This window comes from Parabacteroides sp. AF27-14, assembly GCF_003635425.1.
GTDB lineage: Bacteria > Bacteroidota > Bacteroidia > Bacteroidales > Tannerellaceae > Parabacteroides > Parabacteroides distasonis.
The window spans coordinates 1-13,017 of the sequence record NZ_QTLZ01000030.1 but is presented as its reverse complement, the minus strand read 5'-3'; the positions used below and the strand labels follow the sequence as shown (position 1 = coordinate 13,017).

The following is a 13,017-nucleotide window of genomic DNA, read 5'->3' as shown; positions in this document are numbered from 1 at the left end:
CTATTATATATAACCATTACCATACGAATTGAATTACAGCACATTGAGATCTCCGGTCGTTTTTTGTAAAAACAATGTCAACTTTAAATGAATGAGTTATGGAAAATCAAAAAAAGAAAGTATGGCTTCGAAAGGCCCTGTTTTTGATCGTTAGTTTGGCGTTATTCTTTCCCATGATGGCGCAAACGATTACAGTAAAAGGAGTTGTAAAGGAATCTATGACAGGCGAACCGATCATTGGTGCCAATGTAGCGGTGAAAGGAACGACTAACGGTACGATTTCTGATATAAGCGGTATGTATCAGATCTCGAATGTATCATCAAATGCCGTATTGATCGTTTCTTATATTGGATATAAGACCGCAGAGATTCCGGTAAATGGAAAGAACACGATAAATGTGAGCTTGGAGGAAGAAAGTATCGGACTTCAAGAAGTGGTAGCCGTGGGATATGGCTCTCAGAAAAAGAAAGAATTGACCGGCTCTGTAGCAGGCTTGAAAGAGGGAGACTTGATCAAGGGCGTACAGTCTGACCCAATGGGTATGTTGCAAGGTAAAGTGGCAGGTTTGAATATATCCAAACCAAATGCCGGCGACCCGAATGGAGAGTATAAGTTCCAATTACGCGGAACTTCGTCCTTGACCGGTAATACCTCTCCGTTGATCGTTATTGACGGTATTCCCCAAGGGGATTTATCCGCTATTCCACAAGATGATATTGAAAGTATCGATGTGTTGAAGGATGGTTCAGCGGCGGCGATATATGGAACCCGCGGAACGAATGGCGTTATCTTGGTTACGACAAAACGAGGTTCTGCCGGGAAGATGAGCGTTACCTACAATGGATATATGTCTATCTCTTCCATAGCCAATCAATTGGAAGTCATGGATCGTGACCAGTTTTTGGCAAATGGGGGAAACGACCGGGGATATGATACGAATTGGATGGATGAGATTACCCGAACTCCGTTCTCCCATTCGCATAACTTGGCATTGACAGGAGGTACGACCGATTTTAATTACCGGGCTTCTGTATCTTATCGAAATAATCAAGGTATCGCTCTTAAGTCTGGGTTCAATGAGATGATCGCTCGTTTTTCCGCTAATCAGAATTTATTCGATAAAAAGATTCAAATAGCATACGACGCTACTTATCGTCGTTTTGACCGGGAAGGTGAGAATTCCAGCTATGATGATTATTCCGCTTTTAAGCATGCGTATTATTATAATCCTACGGCACCCGTATACGACGAGACGGGAACGATAGATGCCGGAGGGTATTATGCGCTGGATATTCAGGGATATTCAAATCCGGTGGCTTATATTATGCAGCGTGACCGTCGTACAAAAGGCGGACTTTTCCAAGGGTCTGCTCGTGTAACTTGGAATATTTTGGAAGGACTTCGTGCGCAAGCTTTTGGCTCATTGAAATACTCTGATATAAATAAGGGTACTTATACCTCACGAGAGGTATTTAACACTTCTAGTTTCGGGTCAGCGTCTCGGAGTTTTAATACTCGTTTTAATAAAACACTGGAGACGACGATCGACTATGTAAAATCTTTTGGAGAACATCATTTAGTGGTATTAGGTGGATATACCTATGAGCATAATTATCGGGAGTCATTTGGCATGAACAACTCGAATTTTGATTCGGATGTATATTCTTACTATAATTTGGGTGCGGGTAGTAACTTGATTAATAACCCTAGCCAAAGCATGATGGATGGTTCGGTTTCTCAAGATAATTTGGTTTCGTTCTTTGGCCGTGTAAATTATAACTGGGGAAATCGTTACTTGTTATCAGCGTCTGTACGACGTGAGGGTTCTACTCGTTTAGGTGCGGATTATAAATGGGGAACTTTCCCTGCGGTAAGTGTCGGTTGGTCTATCGGTAATGAGGCTTTTATGGAAAGCGCTAGCTGGATTAACGATTTGAAATTGCGCTTGGGATATGGCGTGACAGGAAATATGCCTTCAGATAATTATTTGTCTTTGTCAATGATGGGAGTGGTAGGCCGTTTCTATGATCATACTTCTAAACAATGGATCAATGCTTATGGGCCGACACAGAATCAGAATCCGGATTTGAAATGGGAGCGGAAAGGCGAATGGAATCTAGGTGTTGATTTTGCAGCGTTGAATAACCGCTTGAACGTGACCGTTGATTTATATACCCGTAAGGTTTCAGATTTGTTGTATGAATATAAGGTCCCGACTCCTCCTTACCAATATTCTTCTATGTTGGCGAATGTGGGTGATGCTACAAGTAAAGGTCTGGAATTCTCTGTTTCCGGAACCCCAGTGCAGAATAAGAACTTCTCATGGACTAGTTCTATTAACTTCTCATTCAATACGAATAAATTGGACAAATTAAGTAATGAGACTTTCCAGACAGACTGGATTGAAACTGGTTATTTGTCGGATGGTGATTTAGGAGGTATGAACTCGACTCCATTGATTCGTTTGGTCCCGGGTGGCAAGGTCGGTGATTTTTATTTGCCGGTATTCGAGGGATTTACGGAAGATGGTAAATGGAAATTCAAGGATGTCGATGGTAGTGGTGACTTTACATATAATGAGGATCGTGAGATCGTAGGTAATGCGCAACCTGATTTTATAGCAGGATGGACTAACGAGTTTAAATATCGTGACTTCGATTTATCGTTTACATTCCGTGCTGTCGTAGGCAATGATGTATATAATGTAAGCCGTATGGCATTAGAGAATCGGAATGTAGCTGGAAAGGAGAAGAATATGTTGGCTTCGGTAATGGATATCCCGTTGCAAGATGCGGCTCAAGCCTCTAGTTATTATTTGGAGGATGGTTCTTTTGTGAAGTTGGACAATATCACATTGGGGTATAATGTACCGGTGAAGAAATTAGGTTTCATGCAAAACTTACGTTTGTACTTGACTGGTCAGAACTTGTTTACGATCACTGGCTATAAGGGTATCGACCCGGAGGTTGATATGGTAGGATTAGATAATATGGGTATTGAGAGGACTCGTTATTATCCGGCTAGCCGTTCTTTTATTCTTGGTTTGAATGTTACGTTTTAATGGATACTCTAAATATCGAAGGTTATGAAAAAATATAGTTTAATATATATAGTATCAATGATTTGTTTCTTGGTTATCGCTCCTTCTTGTACGGATATGGATGAAGATACGACGGGACAAATGGTATCAAATGACTTTTATGCGGATCCTTCTTTGATTCCGCAAGCGGTAGGTGCTGCCTATGCGGAATTGCAGGCTTATCAGAATCACTGGGGAGTATGGGGGTTGCAGACTGTTTCCTCGGATGAATGTGTTGTTCCGACTCGTGCGCCGGGTAATGACTGGTATGACGGAGGGGTATGGCAGGATTTCCATCGTCATCAATGGCAATACAATCTGGATGCATTGAATAATGTGTGGATTTCCGTATTTTCTGGAATAACGACATGTAACCGTGTGGTTTACGACTTGGATACATATAAAGAGGAGATGGATGTCGATATCTATAATAAATATCGTGCGGAGACTGTCATCTTGAGATGTTTCTATTATTCTATCTTACTGGATTTATTCGGGAATGTTCCTTATATCGATACATATGAGAGTGAAATCACGGCTTCTCCTCAGACAAGCCGTCCTGAGCTTTATCAGAAAGTCGTAGATTGTATCTTAGATAATATGGAATATTTGGATGACGCTCCGTCTGCCGAGAATTATGGAAGATGTACGAAATCGATGGCTTATACAATGTTGGCAAAACTATATTTGAACGCTAAGGTGTTCAAAGGGGCCTCTTCTTATGATAAGGACGATATGAATAAAGTGATAGAGTATTGCGATAAAGTGATTAACTCTGGATATTATGAGGTCGTATCTGATTTCTCCGCTCCATTTAAAGTGGCGAATGAGTCTTGTAAAGAAAATATTTTCGTGGTACCGATGCAAAATGGTATCAATTCAAATGGAGACTACGAGTTTCATTTCCATAAATTCTCCGGACATCCCAAGTCTCGCCAGATGTGGGGCATCAATGTTGGTGGTTGGAATGGAGGTTGCGCTACTCCGGACTTCCTTGCTTTATATAAAGATGACGATACTCGGAAAAAGGCGACTTTTATTTACGGTTTGATTTATGATAAGGTCACGGGAGAGCCTGTTGAGGATGGTGATAATCCGGGAAAACAATTGGAATTGACTATTGAGGTATCTTCTATTAATGCCGCTTATCGTTGGGAAGGTGCTCGTATTCAGAAGTATGAATATGAGTTGGGTATGACTGGTAATATGAACAATGATTTTGTTTTATATCGTTTAGCCGATATCTATTATATGAAGGCTGAAGCTATTTTGAGAGGTGGTAATGCCGCTACTTTATCAGCTTTATGTGCGGAACCTGCATTCCAGTTAATACGTGAAAGGGCAAATCAGCCCGTGTATACTCCGGAAACATTAACGTTGGATGAGTTGATCAATGAACGTGGCCGTGAATTTGCGTGGGAAGGTTGGCGTCGTCAAGACTTGGTTCGTTGGGATAAGTTCGCTAAAGGTAGCTGGACATTTAAGGAAGCCTTGAATAATAATTCGCGTGATTTATTCCCGATACCATACGATCAGATTACGAAAAACCAATCTTGGAAACAGAATCCGGGATATTAATAGTTGTGTTTTTATGCATATGGATAGACGACAATTCGTGAAAAACCTAGGACTGGGCACAGCCTCTTTAAGCATGGGAAGCTTGGTAACGGCTTCCTCATGTGCCCCGTCCGGGGATTCCTCCCTTAAACAAAACGTCAAGGAAGGAGAGGATGGACAGTTTTTATTTATCGGTGACGATATCGCCATCGCCCAGACAGAGTATGGGAAGGTGCAGGGATATCTGCTGAATCATGTATATACGTTCTTGGGAGTTCCTTATGGGGCTGATACGTCGGGAAAAAATCGCTTTATGCCTCCCCAAAAACCAGAGCCGTGGACAGATGTGAGACCGGCGGTTTTTTATGGGAATACGGCGCCGCAACGTATGGAGAACCGGTGGCCCAATAATTACGGAACTTTTGCCGATCATTGGAACTACTGGGATGTGAGTGAGGATTGCTTATATTTAAATGTATGGACACCGGGTATCGCGGATGGAAAGAGACGTCCCGTATTGGTGTGGCTGCATGGCGGCGGTTTTACAAATGGTAGTGGGATCGAGCAGGATGGATATCATGGAGAGAATATAAGCCGGGAAGGAGATATCGTATTCTGTTCCATTAATCATCGGTTGGGGCCGATTGGCTTCTCTGACTTATCTGGTGTTGGTGGAGAAGCGTATAAGGATTCCGGAAACGTGGGGATGTTAGATATTATTGCCGCCTTGCGATGGGTACATGATAATATCGCCAATTTCGGTGGAGATCCCGGGAACGTAACGGTTATGGGACAATCCGGAGGAGGTTCTAAGGTCTGTACGGTAGCCGCTATGCCGGCGGCAAAAGGTTTGATTCATAGAGCTGTAGCTTTAAGTGGATCTACGGTAGGAGCTTCCGATCAGGTGATGACCCGGAAGGTGGGAGAATATATTTTGAGAGAAGCGGGGCTGACCGCTTCCCAACTGGATAAATTGCAAAGAATACCTTGGCGGGAATATTTGGATATAGCGGATAGGGCTTGTAAAAAGTGCTGGGAAGATCAAGGGATTAGCATGAGACGGACTTTTGGCCCTGTTGCTGATGACCGGAATATTCCGGCCGGTGTATTCTACTCCGGTGAGAGCCATTTGGAGTCTCCTGTCGTCCCGATGATATTCTGTACGACTTTCCATGAATGGAACCCGAACAGGGCGGATGCGGCTTTGGAAAAAATCACTCAAGACGGTGTGATCGAGAAACTGAGAAGTCAATATGGTGATAAAGCGGAATCGATCGTGAAGGCTTTCGCCAAGAATTTCCCGGATAAGACTCCGATGGAGCTTTGGGCGATGATTTTGTCTTCCCGTCAACGAGTGGTTGAGGCGGCTAACGCAAAATTAAAGCAAGGCCAGCCTGTGTATGTAGCTTGGTTTGGCTGGTGTCCGCCCTTGTTTAATAACCGTATGCGTGCGTTCCATTGCTCGGATATCTGTTTCTGGTTTAAAAATACGGATCGGATGTTTACTCATACGGGTGGAGGTAAGGTACCTCGTGCGTTGTCAGATAAGATGTCTGGCGCTTTGTTGAATTTCATGCGGACAGGAGATCCGAACGGAGGAGAGTTACCCGTTTGGCCGAAATACACGGAAGAAAATGGAGAGGTGATGATCTTGAATAATACGTGTGAGGCTCGGAATGATCCGGACCGGGAGGCCCGTAAATCTTTGGAGGTTTAATTTAAAACGAGAGTGTTATGCTTGAGAAAAAGATTTCAAGACGTAATATGCTTCGGGCCACCGGTCTGGCGGTTTTGGGCAGTACGTTCGCAGGCTTGGCTTCTTGCGCTCCGAAGAAAAAAGAGGAGCCATCATCCGAAGCATCCTCTTCGAAACGTCCTTTCCGTGTCTGTCTCAATGTCTCTACGATAGCGGGTTATAAACTTCCTGTTCAAAAACAGATTGATTTATGTGCCGAGGCTGGTTTTGAGGGAATTGAGTTATGGACCCGTGATGTGGATGCGTTCGTAAAGCAAGGGGGAACTTATGAGACACTCAGGCGTCAGCTGGAAGGTTCCGGACTTTTATTGGAGAATATGATCGGTTTTGCCTCGTGGTTTGCCGATGATCCTTCGAAACGGAAGGAAGGGCTAAACCAAATGCGGCATGATATGGAGATGGTAGCGGGATTGGGCGGTAAATTTATCGCCGCTCCTGCTCAAGGAGTTACTCAACTGGATCGTACACGGTTGCCGGAGTATTCCGAACGCTATCGGGCGATACTGGATTTAGGGGATGAGATGGGTGTCACTCCGATATTGGAACTATGGGGAGCCGGGGTTCTGAATCAATTATCGGATACCATGGCGATAGCGATCGCCTCCGGGCATTCGCGGGCTTCTGTCTTATTGGATTTCTACCATTTGTACAGAGGAGGAAATAGTTTTGATAGTTTACGCTTGATAAATGGGAAGATCCTTCCGGTTTTTCATATCAACGATTATCCGGAGTTGCCTCCTCGTACGGAGTTGAGAGATTCGGATCGGGTGTTTCCGGGAGATGGTATTTGCCCGTTTAATAAGGTACTTCCTTTGCTATACGACTCTGGTTTCCGGGGTGGGTTATCCGTAGAGCTTTTTAATAAGGGATATTGGGAAACCATGGATGTAAAGGAGGTCTTAAAGAAGAGTTTTGAGAAAACCACACAGGTAATCAATAGTTCGATGGGATAAAAGTTTGTTGGGATTTAGGAAAGGGACTGCTTCGAGGTGTTTTACCTTCGAGGCGGTCCCTTCTGTTTTTATAGTATCTTCTCTTAAAAATCAATTATTTTATAATCCGCTGTGATATAAAATGTAGTATATTTGCGTACTCTGTTTTGGGGTACGCAAAAGCTTTGTTCACCAGAATGAATAGGCATTATCCTAAATAAACCGTTGTTTTGCGGAGAGGTCTAGGGGTTGTTATCATCGGGAAAGCCGATAATAAAAGATATACATTATAATGAACTTACTTCTGAGATATGTGGGTCATGGTATAACTATAAGTTTGTTAGTATTTATAATGCTGGCGTTTCATTTGTCTGCGTTAGCACGGACAAGTGAAAAACGTGTGCTCCGGGTTGCCTTTCCGCAGGTGGTAGGCATGAGTTGGACGGCGGAGGACGGTAGTCGTCATGGTATGCTCGTAGACTATCTCAATGAGATTGCCAAATATACCGGTTGGGAATACGAGTATATTGATACGAACGGACAAGCCATGTTAAATGAATTTATCGCAGGTCAGTATGAATTGATGGGTGGAAACTATTATATACCCGGTTTAGAGAAATATTATGCTTATCCGGATTATAATATGGGATATAGCTGTTCCTTGTTGCTTGCTCGTTCTGATGATCGTACTATCCATAGTTATGATTTGGAGAGTATGAACGGGAAAACCATAGGTGTATATGAGAATGCTAAAGAAAATATTCGCCGCCTCAAGGAGTTTTTGGCTATCAATGGATTAGACTGTAAATTAAGATATTACAGCTTGAAAGATATACAGAAGAACGACGGGGAATTATATTTTTATTTAATGAATGGAGAGATAGACTTGCTGTTGAGTGGCATTATTCACAATCACGATTCTTTACGGGTAATCGTTACCTATAATTCTCAACCCTATTATATCGTAACCAATCCGGGTAATAAGGAAGTATTGGATGGTTTGAATATGGCTTTGGAACGGATATTGGATGCTAATCCAAATTTTGCGGCAGAGCGTTATGCCGCTAACTTTCCTGCCCGACTTGTAAATGTCCAATTTAGTGACCGGGACTTGGAATATGTCAAGAAAAGGAAAACGATCACGGTAGCCGTTCCGGAGAATTGGTATCCCTTTTATTGTAAAGAAACCTCCCAGAAGAACCATGTCGGTATCATGGTGGATGTATTGGATAAGATCAAGGACTTTACCGGTTTGGATTTTTCGTATGTGTATGCGAAGAATTATAGTGATGCGGTCCATCTGGTACAACGAGGGAAAGCTGATATCTTAGGCTTTTTCTTGGGAGATGAGAACGATGCGGCCCAGCTAGGGCTTGCGCTTTCAGCCTCTTATGTGAGTGCGAACAATATCATAGTACGCAATAAAGCCTGTAGTTATCCCGCTCCGGGTTTGGTTGGTGCTTTGGTGGAAAGTCAGCGATTTCCAAGTGGCATATCTGCGGAGAAGATTCGGTCCTATCCGGGCATTAAGGAGGCATTAGCCGCTGTCAATAGCGGAGAGGCTGATTTTATCTATGGATTGTCCTCTAAAATGGAACAGGATATTTCGCGTTATCATTTCACCAATCTTGCTCCTGTGGCATTGGTCAATGATCAGAGTACGATAAGTTTCGCGTTGCCTACCCCAGTTGACCCGGATTTATTAACCGTACTCAACAAGGCGATCAATAATCTTTCTGAGTCCGAGAGGACTGTTATACGCAATCGGAATCTGGAATCTATCGGCGTGAATGAATTCTCTCTTACGGACTTTATATATGCGAATCCCTTACAATTTATGTTTATCGTGATGTTTGTCCTGTCGGTGCTATTTACGGCATTACTGCTGGCTATAGGGGCCCGGATGAAAGCGACCGTGATACAGGGCAACCTGAAACGGGCTGAGGCGGCTAACTTGGCGAAGAGCGAGTTTCTTTCCCGGATGAGTCATGAGATCCGTACGCCGATGAACGGAATTGTAGGTATGAGTACTATCGCCATGCAAAACATAGATAATACCGATAAGATAAAGGATTGCCTAGAGAAAGTAATCATGTCTTCCAAGCATCTTCTCGCTCTCATTAACGACGTGCTGGATATGTCGAAGATAGAAAGCGGAAAAGTGGAACTTCGACATGAGAGCTTTAATTTCCGGGCATTCTTGCAGGACCTTGAAAATCTGTATGGCGAGCAGGCCAAGAGTAAAGGGATCAGCTATGAGACGATATTGGCTAGTGATCTGGAAGTACAGATTATAGGAGACTCCTTGCGCTTGAATCAAGTTCTCTCCAACCTGTTATCGAATGCGCTGAAATTTACGCCGGCCAAGGGAATGATTAAACTTCGGGTATCTAAAACAGGTGAGGATCAAGAGAATGTTTACCTTCGTTTCGAGGTAATCGATACGGGATGTGGTATAGCCGAGGAGAATTATGATAAAATCTTCGAATCGTTCGAACAGGAAAATGTGGATGTTACTTATAAATATGGAGGTACAGGATTAGGGCTTTCTATCGTTAAGCGTTTCACAGGGTTGATGGGTGGTGGCATACATGTGACGAGCGTGCAGGGGAATGGCAGTACATTCACCGTTGATCTGCCTTTCGGCAAAATAAAGGAATCGGGTAAGCCCACTCGTTTTTCCGATATTAATGGGAGGAATGACCTTGCGAAGGATTGTTATGCTGTTGATTATGACTTCAAAGGTAAACGGATCTTATTGGTTGAGGACAATGAGCTTAACCGGGAGATAGCGGAGGAATTGATCGGAGTTACCGGTGCGTCGGTGGAGAGTGCTGAGGACGGGGTACAGGCCGTAGAGATGTTTAAGGAATCTGCCGAAGGATATTATGATTTGATATTGATGGATGTGCAGATGCCTCATATGGATGGCTATGAGGCTACCCGATGTATCCGGGCATTAGGGCGTTCTGATGCTCAAAAGGTTCCTATCTTCGCTATGACAGCCAACGCCTTCGCTGAGGATGTGCAGAAAAGTAGGGAGGCCGGTATGAACGCTCATATATCTAAACCATTAAATATACGTGCCGTGTATAAGCAAATGAACCGGTACCTTCAAGGATAAATAAAAGATTGATAAATAATAAAAAGGGGCCGCCTCTGGAAATTAAACTTTCGAGGCGGTCCCTTCTGCTTTTATTAGATATTCTTTATTTTTCCGTAATTACCGAGAATTCACCGATACCCGCTTGCTTTTTATTATCTACGATACGGGTTGCGACCAAACGGATTTGGTTACCTTTCGTTATCGGGAAATGTACGACTTGCTCGATCGGGTTAGCCTTGATATTGGAGAATTCGCCTTCGGCCACCTTCTTTCCATTAATATATAATTGATAGTTGGAGATATGACCGCTTGCGTCACGTCCTTGGTTCGGGGTGTAGCGGAATCCGGATATAGGCATTTCTTTCGCTAATTGTACGACTAACTCTTGTTTCCCTTGTGGCAAATAGTAGGTCGTGTAGCCGTTTCCGTCTAGGATCAGGCTGGTTTTCTCATCTTTCGGTGATACGATCGTGTAATCACAAGCAGGAATATCGAACGTTTGCGCGGAAACCGGACTGACTGTATCGAAAGTCGGATCATAGGCAATCGCCTTGACAGTTCCTTTTTGAGCGAAAGCGAATGGCGCCTGATAAAGCGGTGAGTCCTTGGTCGGATCTGAACCGTCGGTGGTATAATGAACCTCGGAGCCTTTATCCCCGGCCTGTATGGTTACCTCGTCATTGATATTACGGGCAATCGTTGGCTCGGTCACCAAGGCGGGGGCAAGGTATGCCTCCACGTTATTGATACAAAGCGGCCCGCGGGCGTCCGTGAAGTTGATGCGTATCTTCTCCGCTTTCTCGGTCTGGAAACGGACAATTCGTTTATAGCCGACAGTTGTCGTAGAATCCACAGTCTGTGCCGGAATCCATTTACCCCCTTGCTCGAGTTCGATATTGAACGAGCGTACTCGTTGTCCTAATGGGATATATTCTTGTATTACCAAGCGGTTTACATCGGTAGGATGGGTTAACGTGAAAGTCAATGAACCACTGGTTACTCCATCGTCCGTAGCCCAATAGGTATCCCAATCCCCATCTACTGCCTTATTGGGACTAAAATTACGTCCTCTTTTATTGCTCGCTTGTACGTAACATCCTTTCAAAAGATTCTCCTTAAAGTCATTTTGGATGGTTTGATACCATTGTACGGCACGGGCGGAGTCTACCGGACTTATTTTTCCGTTCAACGCTACGGGGAAGTTCAATAGGAAATTGGCGTTATGCCCGACGCTTCGGTAATAAAGATCGACTAATTTTGCCAGAGATTTGACTTGGTGATCTTCCCGGGAGTGATAGAACCATCCCGGACGGATAGATACATCGCATTCTCCACCTAGCCACATCGGTCCGTTCTCATCTCCCCATACACTCTGTTGGAAAGTAGGCATGGAGGGTTCCGGGGCGAAGATGCTCCATTGGGTATCACCGGCCCAACCTTCCTCGTTACCGATCCAGCGGATATCGGGTACTGTCCCTCCGAAAACCATGATGTCCGGGTGGTGCGCCTTGATCGTGTCTCGTGCCCGCTCATATTGATAATAGGTCTTGGCGTCTATAGCACGGGTTTCATTCGTGCCGCCATACCAGCCATTGCCACCGTTTGCCCCATCAAACCAGTATTCGAACAACGGGCCATAGTTGGAGACTAATTCATGTAATTGGGCATGGAATTTCTCTACATATCCCGGTTGTCCGTAGTTCTCACTGTTTCTGTCCCAAGGGGAGAGATAGACACCGAATTTCAGCCCGTGTTTCTTACAAGCGTCGGATAGTTCTTTTACCATATCCCCTTTGCCATCTTTCCAAGGAGAATTCTTTACGCTATATTCGGTTGTGGCGGTAGGCCATAGACAGAAACCGTCGTGATGCTTGGTGGTTAAGATTACGCCTTTCAATCCGGCGGCTTTGATTGTTTGCGCCCATTGATCGCAATCCAGATCCGTTGGATTGAATGTGGAGGCGGGAGTATTTCCGTAACCCCATTCCAGATCATTGAACGTATTTAATCCGAAATGGACAAAGGCGTATGTTTCCATCTTATGCCATTCAACTTGTGCCGGCGTGGGAACGGGCAGGATAGGGGCGGGCGCTGTCGCTTCTTTACAGGAGAAGAAGGAAAACAACCCAAGCCCCAATAAAATAGAGGAACTCAAGTGCTTCATTATTTGTTTATATTTAGATGAGACCTCAAATATATGAAAAAAACGGCAGATTTTTATTCTGTCTTTAGATATCTAGATAAAAGATAAAGTCCCCTGTCTTTTAGATGTCTCCTCTGGGGAAATTTTCATGCTAGCATATGTTTGTTTATCAATTGTTTGCAGTGCCAGTTTATTTATCGCCTTTGGCACGGTCGTGCCATCACAGTGGCAACGCTGTGCCATCCGTGTGGCAGGGCCGTGCCATCGTAGTGGCACAGTATTGCCGCTATGATGGCAAGGGTACCGGCTATATCGTTTCCGTGAGCAGTCGGTATTTTTGCGTATCCTATATTATAATGTACCCGATATCCGTTGCCGTAAAAAACTTGCAAAATAATGCCCGATAAATTTGGACCGTATGTTTTATAGCATTACTTTTGCAC

6 protein-coding genes are annotated in these 13,017 nt (G+C 44.0%); 5 read left to right on the top strand and 1 reads right to left on the bottom strand.

Annotated elements, in window-relative coordinates; translation table 11 throughout:
* Positions 1–98: 98 nt before the first annotated feature.
* From DWY79_RS20215 to DWY79_RS20195, 5 genes are all read left to right on the top strand, one after another.
* Positions 99–3,062 carry a TonB-dependent receptor gene (locus DWY79_RS20215; protein ID WP_008774385.1) on the top strand — a complete coding sequence of 988 codons (2,964 nt, stop codon included), beginning with the start codon at positions 99–101 and terminating at the stop codon, positions 3,060–3,062.
* A gap of 24 nt (positions 3,063–3,086) precedes the next feature.
* On the top strand, positions 3,087–4,658 hold the full coding sequence (locus DWY79_RS20210) for a RagB/SusD family nutrient uptake outer membrane protein (protein WP_005860849.1): 1,572 nt from the start codon (positions 3,087–3,089) through the stop codon (positions 4,656–4,658).
* A gap of 13 nt (positions 4,659–4,671) precedes the next feature.
* A complete protein-coding gene (locus tag DWY79_RS20205) occupies positions 4,672–6,354 on the top strand; it encodes a carboxylesterase/lipase family protein (protein ID WP_122370215.1) in 1,683 nt (560 codons plus the stop codon).
* 17 nt (positions 6,355–6,371) lie between these two features.
* Entirely contained in the window at positions 6,372–7,346 is a 975-nt protein-coding gene (locus DWY79_RS20200; RefSeq protein WP_122370213.1) for a sugar phosphate isomerase/epimerase, read from the top strand.
* A 271-nt stretch (positions 7,347–7,617) separates the two neighbouring features.
* A complete protein-coding gene (locus DWY79_RS20195) occupies positions 7,618–10,449 on the top strand; it encodes an ATP-binding protein (protein ID WP_122370211.1) in 2,832 nt (943 codons plus the stop codon).
* 85 nt (positions 10,450–10,534) lie between these two features.
* Here the strand turns inward: DWY79_RS20195 and DWY79_RS20190 are convergent, their stop codons facing one another.
* Positions 10,535–12,595 carry an alpha-L-fucosidase gene (locus DWY79_RS20190; protein ID WP_005864201.1) on the bottom strand — a complete coding sequence of 687 codons (2,061 nt, stop codon included), beginning with the start codon at positions 12,593–12,595 and terminating at the stop codon, positions 10,535–10,537.
* Positions 12,596–13,017: the final 422 nt, after the last annotated feature.